The sequence below is a fragment of the Candidatus Liberibacter brunswickensis genome (assembly GCF_036858155.1).
Classification (GTDB): domain Bacteria; phylum Pseudomonadota; class Alphaproteobacteria; order Rhizobiales; family Rhizobiaceae; genus Liberibacter; species Liberibacter brunswickensis.
Genome location: NZ_JAAEJX010000009.1, coordinates 26869 through 44614 on the forward strand (window position 1 = coordinate 26869; position 17746 = coordinate 44614).

Below are 17746 nucleotides of genomic sequence, written 5' to 3' on the forward strand. Positions count from 1 at the left end.
AATTTTCCTCACATGTTATACAACTTATCAGAGAATAAGTTGCACTCCTTGCGTGAGACTGGTGATAATAAACATTTTATTAACTTAATTCCAATCAATTGAATAACCAAGAAATCTTTTAGAATCAACTGGATCAAATCCTAATTTTTTACGTAATTTCTTGCGTAATTTGCTAATATGACTCTCGACTACATTTTCTTCTACTTCGTCATCAAACAAACCATAGATAGCACTAAAAATCTGTGTTTTAGCTACTCTTTTACCCCTATTAGCCATCAGATATTCTAGAATACGACGCTCTCTCCGTGGCAAAGGAAATACTTCACCTTGTACTTCTGGATCACGTCCATCTGAGAATACACGAATAGGACCTATCTCCACACGACTATTAGAAACTTTAAAGCGTCTGTGAATAGCGGCTACCCTTGCTAATATTTCACGATGGTGGATAGGCTTATTAACAACATCATCTACTCCAGAATCAAAAAAATCTAAGGTTGTTTGCAAAGATGGATAATCACTAATACCGATTAATGGAACCTGCGATTGAGATCTTATAATACGTGGTAATTCCACTACTTTTTCGCCTTTTCCTATCAGAAAAGCTTCAATTGCAGATATATCTTCTTGTGCTAAAGACTGAAACCATTCTTCAAAATCAAGTGAATGAAACCCTTCTAATGAAACCCCATCATCACTGAAAAGAGAAATATAACCATCTTTTACTAAAGCACGATCATCAATCAAAACGAACATCTTTTTTCTCCCGAATCAAATATTATTTAATATTAATCGGTACGAATCAAAGAAATTACTATCAATTACAGAAAGTAACTGAGACAATTTACTAATTGCATTAACTTCAAATATTAATTTATTTGTTGATAGTTATGTTGATCATGATCATTTAATTAAGATAATAAGGAAAGCATAAAATACTGATTTGATTATTTAGTAATAAGTACTAAAAATAAAATAATACTATTTATAAAATGAAATATATTTATTCTCATAATAAGGAACATTTACGATATGCGAAAATAATACATCAATCAACTTATTCTTAATTTATAATATAAATTATTAGATGAATTTAAAAAATATTTACTTTGAATCATAAATTATTTTTAAGAAAGTAAAAATATTTCTAATGGCTAAATTTCTTTACATCAAAAAATACTTATAGAAAGCAAGCATGTTCTAAAAATAAAAATCATAAATTTTATACATAAATATAATTAGAATAAATTCCTATAATATCACCATTACTATAAATAGGATTACTTATTTTTTCTTTCCATAACATTTTTTTTCCCACACGTTCTTTTATGAAAGAATCAGATTTCTTCCTATCAAAATTATTTGATTGCATAGAACCCTGTTGTTGTGAAAAATAATTCATTGAATCCTGAGAAATTTCAGAGGAATCTTTCCTCGTAAAATCCACATCGAAACAATCAATCTTATATCCTGAAAAATTCAATGAATCTAAAATATCTTGGCGTCCAGTTTGAATTTTTTTATAGATATGATCAGAATCTACTTGTAACTTTACAGATAAATTGTCTCCAGACAAACATAACGTAGCAATAACGCTATCAGGACTATTAGGTTTTATATGTATTTTTAAAGTCTTAATAGAACCTCTATCTGTATAAGTAATAGATTCTGGAATCATTGGAAAACGCATAAAAGATGTTTTATTTATAATATTTTCTAAATATTTAAAGGAATCAAACCTATCACCATAATAGTATTTATTTTGACCAAGAAAACATTCTAGATTTATCATTTTTTCATCAGATGATAATACGTCAAATGGATTTTCTGTTAAAAAATCTACCTCTGTAAATAGCTCCTTTCCTGATAAATTTTCTTGTTCATTCCCTACATAATTATTATTTTCACTTGTATTAGATTTTAATTGTGAAAGATCAAATTTCATAGTCATTGGTGTATTGAGGGATGATTTATATTTTTTTTTATCTGATAAAATAGAAAATTTCTGAGGGAGAACACTTAAAATTTGTTCAATATCTTGTGTACTATTTGAATAAGACTCAATAGAAGAAATATCCTTATTATCAACAATAGTATCTCGTAAAATTAAGTACTGTGATACAATAGAACACAATGACTTTTCGACAGAAGTATTTGTCAAATAATTATCAATTAATACTCCTTCTTTTCCATCAATATGACTTTCTGTATTTGGAATAGTTAATAAAACTTGTTTAAATAAAGATTGATTTTGAAAATCAAAATCTTGTTTGTCAGAATTTTTATCTATATTTTTTATATTATTATTTTTCTTTTTTCCTTGAGTATAATCCAAATGATTATTCTTATTATCAAAAGTATTTTTATAAGGAATATTATTAACTTCCTTCATGATTTATCTCTCTTCTTTAAGTAAAGATTCTATTCCTTCTACTTTTTGGCGATTTTTTTTAATAAATGAATCTAAATTTAAATTCATGTTTTCATGTTCTTTTTTATATAAAGGAAAATCTTTGTTGATATAATTAAAATCGATATTAATCAAAGATTGTGCCATTTCAGACATAATAAACTCGGCAGATTTTTTTAAATTTATGTCTTTTATATCAAGAAAGTAATAAGGAATATTATAGGTACTAAGTTGTAATGAAATGATATCTACAAATGGAATATTCAAAATATTCTCATAAAGTTGTATTGTGTTCAAATCTTTATAATCAAGTCTACTACTAATTTTTTTTAATTGACTAACTGCTAAAAATCCTATTTTCCCTTTTCCAAGGATTACAGCTTTTTGAGCTATTTTAAAATAAATTACACGTTGATCTTCTAAAGATAAAAACGACATTATAAATAAAATTTCTTCATTGTTTAATTTACATTTATTATGAAATAAAAAATGCAATAAAAAATTTATAAAACGATCTTTATAAATAGAATAATAAAATTTGGTAATATAACTGCGAATATAACCAAATACACACTCATCTAAATATACATCTTTATTTAATTTAATTTCCAATAAATAACGTAAAGCAATTTCTTCTAAAAAAGTACCAGGAGATGTAAGGCGAACATTATCGAAAAACTTCACAGCTTTTTGTGAAGAAAATGACATCATAGCATTACCCATAATAATATGAAGGTATGGTGTAATCTCTGTATTATCCTTGTATTTATCTTTTATTTTACTTAATGCTTCAATAGATTCTTTAAATTCACCAGAAACGTATTTTTGTAAAGCACTAACTATATCAATATTAAAATATCCTTTTTTATCTTTTGAAATCAAATAATCTAAAATAGAAATATTTTTAGAAATAATAGTATATATCAAAACTGCATCAACATTACGATGATCTGCAAATTCATCAATATCAGTTTCACGTAGTTGTAATCCCACTTTTTTTACTATATAAGGAATTTTTTTCTGAACTAAAACATCTCCTCTAACTGAATCATTAAATGCATTTTGCAATAATCTTACTTTTTTATATGGAACGACAGAACTAACCAAATCTTTATCCATTGCGAAACTTAAAAATACATTCATATTTATAATCATTATACAAATTAGACATTTCTGATACATAGAAGCACTATCCCTGTACATCTTTTACTAAAATATCTATTCGTCTATTTGCTGCATTCATTGGATCTGATACAATTTTAAGACTATGATGTGCAAAACCGGAAATATTTAATATACGATCTTCAGAAATTCCTGATTTCATCAGAATTTTATAAGCACTATATGCACGATCTAGTGATAACTTCCAATTATCTCTTTTAAAATCATGAAATAAACTAGCATCGGTATGACCTCTAATAGAAATTTTTTCATTGCTATTAGAAAGAACTTCTCCAATTTTTTGAATAATCAAAACAGTCTCTGGCAACGGTATATGTGAACTCTTATCAAACATAGGATTATTATGTTGATCAATAATTGAAATCAATGTTCCATTATTCGTAGTATCGAAAATTACTCCTTTTTTAACATTATCTGATACTAATCCTAATAGTTTTGAACTTACTCTTTTTTTTAATTCTTGAGATCGTTTTTTTCTTTTCATCTCAAGAATCATTTTTTTATCAAGAGGAGGAAGAAAATAATTTTCTTCTATCTTTATTGCTTTTTCTTGACTTTTATTATTAGAAACAACTTTTCTCTGCTCTAAATATGGTACAAAAAGATCTTGATTTGAGTCACTTTTTTGTGGATTACTCAAATAAAAAATATTATCATCAAAATTATCTTTAGTACCTAAATTTATTGATAAATCATTATTAATTTGAGGAAAATTTTTAATGGATTCTTCTTCGTTAAAAATTCCTTTAGGAGCAATCTGTAAATTTTTACCAAAAGGATTAAAATACTCTTCTATTTCTCTTTTTGTATTATCATCAGTAGCATTAATAATCCACATTAATAAAAAAAAAGACATTAATACTGTCATGAAATCTGCATAAACAATTTTCCAAGAGCCGAGAGAATGCTTTGAATCATTTTTGTCTACTTTTTTCTTTATGAAAATAAATTGTTCATTTTTATTATTAAGATTTTCATTATAATTCATTTAAAAGCCTTCTGAATTTCTATTTTTCTTTTAACATCAGAAGACCAAGATTCAAGTTGAGTAGTTATCAAACTATCAGAAATTTTAGTATAAAATTCCACTGTATTTGAATCTTCATAACAAACCATTGGAGAATAATCTCCCAACAATTCCTCAATAAGCGAATGAAAATTTTTGGGACAATGAATTACTATTTTACCGCAATGGCCTTTTTTTAAAGAATCAATAATAATTCTTGAAAATTCAATTGCAGCCTTATTAGAAAATCCTATATCTAAAATAGATTTTAAAATACGTATTGCTTCAGATTCCAAAGAGTTTGAAAAACATTTAAAACAATCTCTAACAGCAACTGAAATAGCTTTGCTTGTACAGGATTCCAATAATTCACGCAAATCAGCAATCTCGTTCTCATAAGATTGCTTTATGGAATTATTCTTAGATTTCCAATGTAATTCTAGATCATTAACAGCCTTGTTATAACCTTCTTGATATGCTTTATCTCTCTCTTTTTGATAATTAATACAAGGAGAAGAAATTAAATCTACATTGGTGGTATCCGAAAAGCCAACTTTCTCAGACAATGAACTTACTATACTAAAATCTTCAAGACGAGATAAAATAGCATCCATCATTTTTCACCATACAATAAAATTATAAAAAATACTTTTTTACAAAATCGAAAATAAAACAGTTATTGAAGAACCACTTTACAATAAAAGTGGTTCTTCAAATTCCATAATATTAAGGATAAATACTAACGGAAAAGAGATAAAATTCTTGATGTAGAACCGTTAATAATAGATAAAGCTTGAATTGCTAATTGTTGCTGTGTTTGCAATGCAGCAAGCCTACTTGACTCAACTGACATATCAGCATCAACCAAGCGACCTATACCTTTTTGAATAGAATCACCCATAAATTTTATAAAATCTTCTTGCAAATGAATACGTGAACTAATAGACCCTATTTTACCTGCTGCAGAAGTAACAGATTGTAATTTGCTATCAACAAATGAAAGCATTTCTTGTATAGCGTTAGTTTCATTATGTACATCATCATTTGCACTCTTAGTAATATCCAATGTTACTATAGAATAATTCGTACTTATTTCTTCAGGTACTGATCTTGAATCGATAACAGTTGATTGTGTATCAACATAGTATTGTTTATTATTTAATTTTCTTGCAACAATACCTTTATATTTTACACCATCAATATCAATATTATCATCAGTAGTAGCAAGTACCCATTTATTAGTATTTTCTAAGCGAAGATATACTTTTTGTGTGCTAGAATCAGGTGTTGCTGTCCCTCCAGTTCCATTTCCAGAAGAGGTTCCTGTATTAGGGTTATCTGCTAAAACTGCAATACCAGCTTCTTGGTTAAAAACAGCACCTGCAGCTTTTAACCAATACGCATCAGTATTTACAATTTTAACTTTTTTATTAACTAATTTACCGTTTAAATTATGTATCTTTAAAGATACATCTTCTAATTGTGGTTTATTAATCTTGATCTTATTATTACTATCAAGAAGACCATGATGTTCTTCATTATTTGAAGAATCAAATAATATAGTATTCTTATCAAGAGAATAATCTATAGTTGTCACATTAACTGTACCATCATCATGACGAATAAAGGAACTAATAACACTTTTAGAAATAGAAGAAGACTCAGATTCTAATGACGATCTCAACCAATTCTCACCATTAAAAGAAGCTCCTTTTGCAATATCTTTCAATTGTTCCTGTAACTGCTCAATATCAGATTGCAAAGAACTTGAATCTGTACCACGCTCAATCGCTGCAACTAATTTTTCTTTTATACTAGAAATAACTTTAATAGCTTCATTAATCCCAGCCTTAGCAATATCTACTTTGGAAGATCCAAGTCCTATAGCATCAGATACTGCAGAAAGAGCTGCATTATCTGATTTCATTATTTGTGCAATCGACCAATAAGCTGCATTATGAGAAGCATCAGCAACACGCATTCCTGAAGAAACGCGATCTTGTGTTACTTCCAAATTATAATTAACATCCCGCAATTTTTGTGAGGCAGACATTGCAGGAAGATTAGTTAGAATAGTCATTATTTACTTGTCCTTAAAAAATTAAAATGACACTAAAAAATAAAACATACCGGGCTACCGGCGGTAACGGTCTGGCATCATGCCAACACATATTTTATGTTCCGTTGTGCATACTTCTTCTTAAAGTAGTAATATAAGCTTGCCTCATCCTTACTTTTTTATTTTAAGATAAAATATTTTAAATATAAAAATATAGTCGTTAAAATTAAAAATTAAGTCATCAAATAATAATAATTATTTAATATATCTAATATAAAGAATGCGATTTATATAAAAGCATAATTCATTTTATGATTATTGGCACAAAGTCAATTATAACTGTATATACTTGTGATTAATGATATCTATACTGATAAATTACAAATAACGAATAAAAAAATATCAAAATATTTATGAAGTAATGAGCAACATAACATATTCTGAAATAAATACATAAATCATTTATATGAATAGGATTACAGTAATTCTCAACATGGCGTACAGAAAGTTACTAATCACAATATTTTTTATTAAAAAATACCAAAATGGTGGGCCCGGAGGGATTCGAACCCCCAACCGAACGGTTATGAGCCGTTAGCTCTAACCCTTGAGCTACGGGCCCAAGAATAATATTCTTGCATTTATTATTAGATCAATACTTTTTTAGTAACTTGTTTCTCATTCAAGAGCAATACCTGAATCATATTTTTCTATAATATTTTTAATACTTAATTTTGATAAAAAATATTCTATAACGTTATACTTTTACAATCCAACTAAATCAATATTAGCAATATCAATAATTTTAAATACCACGCATTATTAATTAATATAAATATATTTTATCTACAACAATTAATTTAACTATTTATTCATTTTGAATATTACACAATTGTTTAATAAGATATTAAAAAACTTAATAAAAATAAAAAAACAATAGTATAATCAAGAATAAAATTTTGTATATGGGGAAATTTCCATAGAAATTAAATCTTTTAAAGATATGCAAGAATAATTAATTCTTAGAACATAAAGATAGTTTACGCCACTTCTGTACATGAATATTATGATCTTTAAAATTTGTAGAAAAAGTATGCTTACCTTTACCACTACTGACAAAATAGAAATCTTCAGTATGTAGTGGCTTGGCAACTGCTTCTAAAGATAATCGACTCGGGTTAGAAATAGCCGTTGGAGGCAATCCATTCATAAGATAACTATTGTAAAGTGTTTTTTTAGAGAAATTAGACTGAATATTTTTTTTATCTATCAAATCATAATCACCTTCTACAATACCATAAATAACTGTTGCATCAGATTGAAGTCTAATAGATTTTGAGAGACGATTTATAAAAACAGAAGCAACATGAGCACGTTCATCATCATTAGATGTCTCTTTTTCAACAATAGAAGCAAGAATAACAAAATCTTCTTTACTTTTTATTGGGTGATTTTCATCTCTAATATTCCATGCATAATCCACTATTTTTTTTTGTTCTGTCGTAGCTTGGTCTAAAATTTCAGATCGACTTGTACCCAAAGGAAACTTATAAGTATTTGGACTTAACGTACCCTCAAGAGGCAATTCTGATGGTAATTCACCTACAAGAAAAGCATCATTTCTTAACTTTTTAAAAATTTGTTTTACTGTAAATCCTTCTGGGAAAGAAATTGAATGCATCAAAACTTTCCCATACATAACCTTTTCAGCAATTTTAAGCATAGAAGAACCTTTTTCTATCTCATATTCTCCTGCTTTAATTCCTTGAGATCCAAAATATAACTGAGTTAAATAACGAAATATATATGGTTCAACTATTGCTCCAGAATTGAATAATTTTTTTGAAAACTCTTTTAATGACGTACCGCTGGGTATCAAAAGGACTATATTCTCTTTAAGAGGACCGTGTGCATTATAAATTCTTTTTAGATAAACATAATAAGTTCCAATGATAAACATCAAAAAGACTAGAAAAGGAACGATCAATTTTAACAAAAATGCTCTATTAAATCTAATCACTTTCAAGGGGATAAACTTTCTCAAACACCAATATATTAATATAACAAATTGAGTGCTATAAACATATTTATATAGAAAAACAAGTGATCAAATATCACTATCCTGAAATTTTTTAAACACTATAGAAACATTTGTTCCTCCAAAACCAAACGAATTAGACATAGCAATATTAATATTCTTTTTGATTGCCCTATGAGGGACTAAATCTATGAAAGTTTTTTTGGAAGGATTATCTAAATTAAGAGTTGCAGGAACAATACTATCACGAATCGCAAGATTACAAATAGCAGCCTCCACTGCACCTGAGGCTCCAAGCAAGTGACCCATAGCAGATTTAGTAGAAGACATAGAAACGTGACAACAGCTATCGCCCATCAATTTTTCGACAGCATTAAGTTCTATGACATCTGCCATAGTAGAAGTTCCATGAGCATTAATATAATCTATTTCACTAGGAAATAATTTAGCTCGAGAAATTGCAGATGACATGCAACGATATGCTCCATTACCATCCTCTGGTGGCATAGTAATATGAAAAGCATCTCCAGAAAGACCATATCCAACTAATTCAGAATATATTTTAGCACCACGAGCCTTGGCATGCTCAAGATCTTCTAGAACCAAAGCTCCTGCCCCTTCTCCCATAACAAAACCATCTCTATCTCTATCAAATGGCCTGGAAGCCTTTTTAGGATCATCATTAAATTTAGTAGATAAAGCTCTACATGCAGCAAAACTAGCAATACCTAAACGACAAATAGAAGCTTCTGATCCGCCAGCAACCATAACATCCGCATCACCAAAAGCAATAAAACGAGACGCATCACCAATTGCATGAGCTCCACTAGAACAAGCAGTAGTCACAGCATGGTTTGGGCCTCTTAAATTATGACGAATAGAAATATTACCAGATAGAAGACTAATAATACTTCCAGGAACAGTAAAAGGAGAAATCCTACGAGGACCACTATCGCGAAGAACATTACTGCTTTCTACGATTCTATTAATACCTCCCATACCAGAACCAAAAACTATTCCAGTAGAATTACGATCTTTATCTGTTTTAGGAGACCATCCAGAATCGGCTAGTGCCATATCTGATGCAACCATTCCATATAGAATGAACTTATCAATTTTACGAAGATCTGCAGGAGAAATCCAGTCTTCGTAATTAAAGGTTCCATTAGAACCATCTCCAGTTGGAATCAAACCCGCAATCTTAGAAGACAATCCATCTAAATCAAAATTTTTATCTAGATGTCGAATGCCTGTCTCACCCGCGACAAGACGAGACCAACTAACATCAACCCCACATCCAAGTGGGGTAATCATTCCAAGTCCAGTTACGACTACACGCCTCATAAATCTATATTTTCCTTTTTAAAATATTGCTATCATAATCAGAAACATATAGAGGAACAATCTAGAATCGGCGAGTGCCACATCTTATGTAAACTTCCATATAAAATTAACTGATTAATTTTGCAAAGATCTGCAGGAGAAGATCCGCTTTTCATATCCAAAGATCCCATTAGAAACGTTTCCATCTAAAATAAAAACTATGATATTAGAAGATAATCCATCCAAATCAAACTTTTAATTTACATATAAAATAATTACTTTATCCGTACGTAATAACAAAGATAGAAAGTAATATTAGCCCTATATTTAAATCTATTTAACCATATACCTCATAGCTATATTTTATTTTTCAAAACACTACTTTCTTAGTTAAGAGAATTATATAAAAAACGAGACAAACCAACCAGCGATACTAGACTGAGACAATTAATCTTAGTACAAAAGTCAATACTTAATTGTTTTTCTTTGAATTTTTTATAAAATCAATGGCACTACCAACAGTTAAAATATTCTTAGCACTATCTTCTGGAATCTCAATTGAAAATTTTTCTTCAAAACTCATTACGAGCTCAACAGTATCCAAAGAATCTGCACCTAGATCTTCAATAAAACGAGCACTTTCTTTTACTTGTTCCATTTCAACTCCGAGATGAGATACAATAATCTCTTTTACAGCATTAGAAATATCTTCATTAGTATTTGACATGATTAAATTATTCCTTATTTTTTTATTTAATAAATTTTACATGTAAAAACCCTATCGGGCAATTATCATTCTTATATCCCAATACTACATACTAATGTCAACTAAAACGATGTTTTCATACAAGACAAAATCTTAGTAACATATAAGTAATAAGAACTAGTTTTATAAGTTTAAAGCACTTCAGATATTGTATATGCAATAATCATTATTTTTTATCATGAAATACTTTTATTTCTTAAACCATTGCCATACCACCATTTACATGAATAGTCTGACCAGTAACATACGATGACTCTATAGAAGAAAGATAAAGAACGGCAGAAGCAACATCATCAACATTTCCCATACGTTTCATAGGAATGGAAGATATTATCTTCTCCTGTTGATCTTCTGTTAAGTTAGCGGTCATATTACTTCCTATAAATCCAGGAGCAACACAATTAACCGTTACATTACGCCTACCAGTTTCTTGTGCAAGCGCCTTAGTGAAACCTGTTAATCCAGATTTAGTAGTACAGTAATTCACTTGCCCAGCATTTCCTATAAATCCTACAACAGATGTAATATTAATTATGCGACCAAAACGATTTTTAATCATAGCAGGAATTAATTGACGTGTTAAAATAAATGCTGACGTTAAGTTAACAGATAAAACGTCATCCCAATCCTTATAACTTGCACGCATAAATAGAGAATCTCTTACAATTCCCGCATTATTCACAAGAATATCAACATCCCCCATATCCTCGTTGACTTTTTTGGATAAATTTTCAACAGATGAACGATCTGAAAAATTAGCTGGGAAAAGGAAAAAACGATTAGTATCATCAAAATTATTAGCTACTTTCTCTAATTTTTCCAAAGACGTACCATGCAATCCAATAGAAGCCCCTTGCTGATATAAAATCTTAGCAACTGCAAGACCAATACTACCACTAGCACCTGTAACTAATGCTTTCTTACCAGTTAAATCAAACATCTAAACAACACCCTAACCAATTATGGATCTAATAGCCGAATCTATATCCTCAACCTTACACACAGAAATAGCTGATATAGATTTATCAATACGCTTAGCAAGACCTGTTAATACTTTTCCAGAACCAACCTCATAAATATTCTTTGCACCATGTTTTACAAGAGACTGTACAGTTTCTCTCCAACGTACTCTACCTGATACTTGTTCTACCAATAATCTAGAAATCTCATTAATATCAGAAACTGGACTCGCACATACATTTGGCAAGACAGGAACTATTGGATCTTGTTTTTTTATACCATCCAACATCCATTTCATAACTTTAGAAACGGGACGCATTAAAGATGAATGAAAAGGAGCAGATACAGGCAAAACAACTGCACGCCTTGCGCCTTTATCAATACAAGCATCAACAGCCCATTTAATAGCATCTTTTATCCCAGAAATAACTATTTGACCCCCACCATTATCATTCGCTACTTCGCATACACCAATCTCAGAAGCCTTAGCACAAATAGAATCTACAACACAATAATCCAAACCGATTATCGCTGCCATCCCTCCTAATCCTGGAGGAACAGTTTCCTGCATAGATTTTCCACGAGCTCTAACCAATCTAATAGTATCAGATAAAGAGAATGATCTTGCTGCACAAAGAGCCGTATACTCTCCTAAAGAATGCCCAGCAACATAACTTATATCTCTCTCAATAGACAATCCATTTTTTTCCATTACCCTAATAAAAGCCATAGAAACTGCTGTTAAAGCAGGTTGAGCATTACAAGTAGCAGTTAATTCTTCCTGAGGACCATACCACATCAAACTAGAAAGATTTTGACTTAAAGTACAATCAACCTCTTCAAATACGAGACGAGATTCTGGGAAAGCTTCATAAAGATCGCGCCCCATTCCTATTACCTGACTACCTTGTCCTGGAAAAGTCAATACCGTAGACATATGAGAATTATATCACTCCTATATTTTTTGATGTTAAGTCCTATATTTTAAATAGAAAGTCAAGAAAAACGAATTATGCTTGCACGATTAGTACCGAACTATCCGATAATCTAACCTATCAATAAATACTTTAAATTATGCTCTCCACAATATTTTTTTATTATCATCATTCTGGATTACAATTTATACGAAATAACATGATGGCTTTATTAAGTGCAAAATATGATACTATAAACACTATTTAAAATCATAATTTTCTCAGTTTATTTATTTGTAAATGATACCTGATTACCTATATATATGATATATTCATATAAGATAATAAAACAAATAAATCAATAAATTACCTATTTTAGATTGTATTTTATTGCGTCATGATTTGAAATGTTCAAATATTTATTTAGCAATCAAGAGAATAGCTTGCATTATAAGTAACACTCTAAATTGCTTGACCATTCATATAAAACAATGTTAATCGTCAATCATGAGTATAAAAGTTGTGTTTTAATTAGGGTTATATATATATGATATTACGTTATTTTTTATGTTTTTTTGTATTATCCCTCGCGATAATTCCTGTGCCATCTTCTGCAGCACCAAGAAAAAAGGTAGTACTATCAAGTTTTTCTGTCATCGGTGATATTACAAAGAATATTGCCAAAGATTTACTGCAATTAAATATTTTAGTTAAAGCTGGGAATGATTCCCATAGTTATCAAGTGACTCCTTCAGATGCAATTAAAATACAAAATGCAGATCTTATATTATTTAATGGTTTGCATCTTGAAGAGACTTTTATGAAATATTTTACTAATTTGAAAGAGGGTTCTAAAATCGTTACGGTTACTGATGGAGTAGAACCTATTAATATATCAGAGGATCCAAATGCAGGTTATGGTGAACCAAATCCACATGCTTGGATGTCTCTAACAAACGCTATGATATATATTGAAAATATTAGGAAAGCATTGACAGAACTAGATCCTGATCATGCTAAAGAATATAAGCGTAACGCTACGGAATATGCAAATAAGTTAGAAAGAGAAATATTGCCTTTAAAATCTAAAATTGATAAAATTGATCCAGAAAAGCGTTGGTTTGTTACTAGCGAAGGATGTCTAGTGTATTTAGCAAAAGATTTTGGCTTTAAATCGCTATACCTATGGCCAATTAACTCTGATTCTGAAAGAAGTCCCTTGAAAATTCGCGATGTAATAAACAAGATGCGTCTTTATAAAATCAAGTATATATTCTCAGAAAGCACAAACTCTGATCAGCCTGCTAAACAAGTAGCTAATGATACAAATGCTTCTTATGGTGGAGTTCTATATGTAGACAGCCTTAGTAAGCCAAATGGTCCAGCACCTACTTATTTAGATTTACTTAAACTATCTCTTACAAAAATAACGGATACCCTCTCCAAATGAAAATAGATTTTAATACCACTTCCATAGAATGTGGAATAAATTTAAAAAACATATCAGTAACATATCGTAATGGATATTGCGCTTTAAAAGATGTCAGTCTTTTTATACCTGACAATACAATAACTGCTTTAATTGGAATAAACGGAGCTGGTAAGTCTACTTTGTTTAAGTCTATCATGGGATTTGTCCCACTAGATAAGGGGTCTATATCGATATTTAACAAAACAGTAGAAAATGCATTAAAAGCAGATCTTATTTCCTATATACCTCAAATGGAATCTATAGATTGGACTTTTCCTATTCTAGTAGAAGATGTTGTTATGATGGGTCGCTATAAACATATGAACTGGCTTCGAATTCCTTCAAATAATGACTATAATATAGTAACAGAAGCATTAGATAACGTAGGAATGTCCTTTATGCGAAACAGGCAAATTGGTGAACTATCTATAGGGCAACAAAAACGAGTTTTTCTTGCTCGTGCGCTCGCTAAAAAAAGTAAGGTTATCATATTAGATGAACCTTTTGCAGCGATTGATTTTAAAACAGAAAGAGAACTTATTTCTCTCTTAAAATCATTACGCAATGAGGATAGAATGATATTGATTTCTACGCATAATATTAATTCTATCCCTTCTTTTTGTGATAGAACTGTTTTTCTCAAAAATACGGTAATCTCATCTGGATTAACCTCAGATATCTTTAATGAGGATAATATTGGAAAAACCTTTGGAACTGAATCGTATCATCAACAAGCATATTCTACTGTTTGCATATGAGGATAGATAATTAAAATGACAATAGCTCCATTAATGAATTATATTCTAGAACCTTTTACGTATAGCTACATGAGTTCAGCTATATGGACGAGTACACTTATAGGATGTGTTTGTGGATTGCTATCTTCATATCTCATCTTACAAGGATGGTCTTCAATTGGCAACGGTATTTCTCATGCAATTTTCCCCGGAATAGTTGCTTGTTATAGATTAAATATTCCTTTGTCAATTGGAGCTACTCTTTCAGGAATGTTTGCTACTGGAATGATGGTAAGAATACGAGAAAAAACAAAGCTACGCGAAGATGCTGCTATTGCAGTGGTTTATATATCCTTTTATTCTTTTGCTATGTTTATGTTATCTCTCTCGCCATCTTCTGTTTATATAGAGAGTATTTTTCTAGGGAATATTCTTTCTATGAGTCAATTTGATAAGATTCAAGTCTTGATTATAAGTCTTAGTGTCATGTCAGTTATATTTATGAGATGGAAAGACTTTATACTTTTATTTTTTGATGAAGGACACGCTCATTCAATAGGGATAAATGTAAAATTTTTAAAAGTATTATTTTTTAGCTTGTTAACTATAACTATAGTTATTGGTTTCCAAACAGTGGGAATATTACTTGTAACTGCAACAGTTATCACACCTGGAGCTACTGCTAAGTTAATTACAAAATCATTTGGAAAATATCTTATTTATAGCGCTTTTTTTGGAGCTACTAGTAGCTTTTTAGGATCATATATAAGCTATTTTCTAGACTGTAGTCCTGGAGGAATCATTGTAATAATAGAAACCAGCTTATTTTTACTGTTTCTATTATTGTTTTCTAAAAAATATAAAACTATATGAACAATTTTTTCTATAAATAATCTAAAAAAGAGAATTTTTATGAGTGATATTCTTTACTATACTATGTTGCCTTTACGATTTGCTGCAATTCAAAATAGTTTTATTATTGCTACTATAGTAGTAATTCCTATGGCAATTTTGTCTTGTTTTCTAATTTTAAAAAATCAATCTTTCGCAGGAGAAGCTATTTCACATTCGGTTCTTCCTGGAATTGTGTTATCCCATATAGTTGGGATACCGTTAGAAATAGGAGCTTTTATCGCAGGAGTTATTTGTACATTATCTGCTGGATACCTTAAAGAAAAGAGCTTTTTTAAAGAAGATATCTTACTAAGTATAGTGTTCTCTACCATGTTCGCTATTGGGATAATTATAATGTTGAAGGTTCACAGCTCTCTTCATTTTAGCCACATATTATTAGGAGATATGTTAGGAGTATCTAAGTCAGATATTATAGAAACTGCTTTTTTCGCACTTATTTCATCATTATTCTTAATAATAAAAAAGAATGATATTCTTCTCATGATATTCGATCCTATACATGCTCGTTCTATTCAAATTCCTGTAAAATTATTACATTACACTTTTCTAATTTTACTATCTCTTGTTATTGTTATTTCGTTAAAATCGATCGGACTTATTCTTCCTCCAGCAGTGTTAGTTATTCCTGGATCAACTGCATTTCTATTATCTAAACATCATACAACAATGATATTAATTTCGATTATTATTTCCGTAATATGTACTATTTTAGGGATATATTGTAGCTTTTTTATAAATAGTGCAGCCGCACCTACGATTGTCGTTCTAATGGCGTCTTTTTTCTTAATGGTAAGCTCTTATAAAATAATATGGAAAAACACTTAAACTATTGCCGTAAAAGAAGAAATAAAAACACGTGTTTGCATTGTACTAAAATATAAATAAAATGTTTAATTTAAATTTATATTGACAAAATTTAAGGACCATTATGACATTTTTTATTTATACCAGAATGGTTTTATATCAATTTTTACTATTTATTGAATTAGTGTTATCATCCATTTTTTGGGATGGAGTTCCATTTTTAGAATTATTGTCAACCTTGTCTAAACTATGATTAGAATCATCCTGTGAATTATTCGAATTAAGATATATAGGAGACTTTTCAACTGATTTTGAATTACTGTCATTTGTAATGATAGGATCTTTGCAACGTATTAACCAAACATCATATATAGAATGATCAATAGCATTCATTGCTGGACTATCAGCAAACATCCAACCAGAAAAAATTGAACGTACTGTATGATCTGCAAGAGATTCATTAATTGACACAAAAGCATCAACTCGTTGAGAGTCGTTATCATCTCTTGAGTAACAAACCATCGGCTTAATTGTTAAATAACCGAATTGAACGCTTTTATTAACTTCAACGTCAAATGTTAAAATACGACCAGTGATCTTATCCATACCAGCAAATTCAGCTATTTTATTTGCAAATCTAGCAGAGTTTGCAATATTAGCATTACTGGATATAAATAATATAGTTAATAGAAAAGCTATGTATTTCAAAAATAAATAATCCTAAATGATATTGTTACTAAGTAAACTAATAAATTTAAAATTAACAATCAGGAGACCAAGCTTTATATTTAATTTTACTATTAGGATTATTATTTTTATTAAATCTCGGACAATAAGAATTTAATGATCCTGTAAAATTAACTCTATGTGGTTTCTGCCAATTAAACACATATTCTTTTTCCTGCGTAGGAACATCTACTCTACGATAATGAATCCAACCATGCCACATAGGTGGAATAGAAGAAGGATCTGCATATCCCTTATATATAACCCAGCGTTTTGGAAATCCATAAATATCTTTACGACCTTCATAATATGTATTACCGAATTCATCTTTTCCAATAATACGACCATAACGCCAAGTGAAAAACCTTGTACCTAAAGTTTGACCATTCCACCAAGTGAAAATTTGTAATAAAAGGTTTTTCATATAAATTCCCT

Annotated in this window: 18 protein-coding genes and 1 tRNA gene; 4 read left to right on the plus strand and 15 right to left on the minus strand. The window is 29.6% G+C overall.

Features of this window, described 5'->3' with window-relative positions:
* Positions 1–84: 84 nt before the first annotated feature.
* From GY664_RS03380 to fabD, 13 genes are all read right to left on the minus strand, one after another.
* Entirely contained in the window at positions 85–756 is a 672-nt protein-coding gene (locus GY664_RS03380) for a response regulator transcription factor (protein ID WP_333948063.1), read from the minus strand.
* A gap of 466 nt (positions 757–1222) precedes the next feature.
* A complete protein-coding gene (fliK, locus tag GY664_RS03385) occupies positions 1223–2392 on the minus strand; it encodes a flagellar hook-length control protein FliK (protein WP_333948064.1) in 1170 nt (389 codons plus the stop codon).
* A gap of 3 nt (positions 2393–2395) precedes the next feature.
* Positions 2396–3529 carry a chemotaxis protein gene (locus tag GY664_RS03390; protein WP_333948065.1) on the minus strand — a complete coding sequence of 378 codons (1134 nt, stop codon included), beginning with the start codon at positions 3527–3529 and terminating at the stop codon, positions 2396–2398.
* 70 nt (positions 3530–3599) lie between these two features.
* Positions 3600–4580, minus strand: coding sequence for a flagellar motor protein MotB (locus GY664_RS03395; protein ID WP_333948067.1), 981 nt, complete (start codon positions 4578–4580; stop codon positions 3600–3602).
* Positions 4577–5212: a hypothetical protein gene (locus tag GY664_RS03400; RefSeq protein ID WP_333948068.1), complete on the minus strand. Its 636-nt coding sequence runs from the start codon at positions 5210–5212 to the stop codon at positions 4577–4579. The genes GY664_RS03395 and GY664_RS03400 overlap by 4 nt, the downstream gene beginning before the upstream one ends.
* 125 nt (positions 5213–5337) lie before the next feature.
* Complete coding sequence (locus tag GY664_RS03405) at positions 5338–6678, minus strand: flagellin N-terminal helical domain-containing protein (RefSeq protein ID WP_333948069.1); 1341 nt, start codon at positions 6676–6678, stop codon at positions 5338–5340.
* Between the two features lie 525 nt (positions 6679–7203).
* A tRNA-Ile gene (locus GY664_RS03410) sits at positions 7204–7279 on the minus strand.
* A gap of 393 nt (positions 7280–7672) precedes the next feature.
* Positions 7673–8653 carry an endolytic transglycosylase MltG gene (gene mltG / locus GY664_RS03415; protein WP_333948070.1) on the minus strand — a complete coding sequence of 327 codons (981 nt, stop codon included), beginning with the start codon at positions 8651–8653 and terminating at the stop codon, positions 7673–7675.
* Between the two features lie 111 nt (positions 8654–8764).
* Positions 8765–10039 (minus strand): beta-ketoacyl-ACP synthase II, encoded by a 1275-nt coding sequence (fabF, locus tag GY664_RS03420; protein ID WP_333948071.1) that lies wholly within the window; start codon positions 10037–10039, stop codon positions 8765–8767.
* Positions 10040–10077: 38 nt separating this feature from the next.
* The gene (locus GY664_RS03425) at positions 10078–10209 is read right to left on the minus strand and encodes a hypothetical protein (RefSeq protein WP_333948072.1); all 132 of its coding nucleotides are present in this window, start codon (positions 10207–10209) and stop codon (positions 10078–10080) included.
* 281 nt (positions 10210–10490) lie between these two features.
* Positions 10491–10745: an acyl carrier protein gene (locus GY664_RS03430; RefSeq protein ID WP_333948073.1), complete on the minus strand. Its 255-nt coding sequence runs from the start codon at positions 10743–10745 to the stop codon at positions 10491–10493.
* Positions 10746–10980: 235 nt separating this feature from the next.
* Positions 10981–11724, minus strand: a complete 744-nt coding sequence (fabG, locus tag GY664_RS03435) for a 3-oxoacyl-[acyl-carrier-protein] reductase (protein WP_333948074.1) — start codon at positions 11722–11724, stop codon at positions 10981–10983.
* A 12-nt stretch (positions 11725–11736) separates the two neighbouring features.
* Positions 11737–12681, minus strand: coding sequence for an ACP S-malonyltransferase (gene fabD / locus GY664_RS03440; RefSeq protein ID WP_333948075.1), 945 nt, complete (start codon positions 12679–12681; stop codon positions 11737–11739).
* Between the two features lie 524 nt (positions 12682–13205).
* Here fabD and GY664_RS03445 point away from each other — a divergent pair.
* From GY664_RS03445 to GY664_RS03460, 4 genes are read left to right on the plus strand one after another with little or no spacing between them, the layout of a single operon-like run.
* Positions 13206–14108, plus strand: coding sequence for a metal ABC transporter solute-binding protein, Zn/Mn family (locus tag GY664_RS03445; RefSeq protein WP_333948077.1), 903 nt, complete (start codon positions 13206–13208; stop codon positions 14106–14108).
* Entirely contained in the window at positions 14105–14887 is a 783-nt protein-coding gene (locus tag GY664_RS03450) for a metal ABC transporter ATP-binding protein (RefSeq protein WP_333948078.1), read from the plus strand. Before GY664_RS03445 ends, GY664_RS03450 begins: the two co-directional genes overlap by 4 nt.
* Before the next feature lie 15 nt (positions 14888–14902).
* A complete protein-coding gene (locus GY664_RS03455; RefSeq protein ID WP_333948079.1) occupies positions 14903–15739 on the plus strand; it encodes a metal ABC transporter permease in 837 nt (278 codons plus the stop codon).
* 39 nt (positions 15740–15778) lie between these two features.
* Positions 15779–16606 (plus strand): metal ABC transporter permease, encoded by an 828-nt coding sequence (locus GY664_RS03460; protein ID WP_333948080.1) that lies wholly within the window; start codon positions 15779–15781, stop codon positions 16604–16606.
* Between the two features lie 138 nt (positions 16607–16744).
* Here the strand turns inward: GY664_RS03460 and GY664_RS03465 are convergent, their stop codons facing one another.
* Together GY664_RS03465 and GY664_RS03470 are read right to left on the minus strand one after the other, a co-directional pair.
* Complete coding sequence (locus GY664_RS03465; protein ID WP_333948081.1) at positions 16745–17293, minus strand: DUF2155 domain-containing protein; 549 nt, start codon at positions 17291–17293, stop codon at positions 16745–16747.
* Between the two features lie 52 nt (positions 17294–17345).
* The gene (locus GY664_RS03470) at positions 17346–17735 is read right to left on the minus strand and encodes an NADH:ubiquinone oxidoreductase subunit NDUFA12 (RefSeq protein ID WP_333948082.1); all 390 of its coding nucleotides are present in this window, start codon (positions 17733–17735) and stop codon (positions 17346–17348) included.
* Positions 17736–17746: the final 11 nt, after the last annotated feature.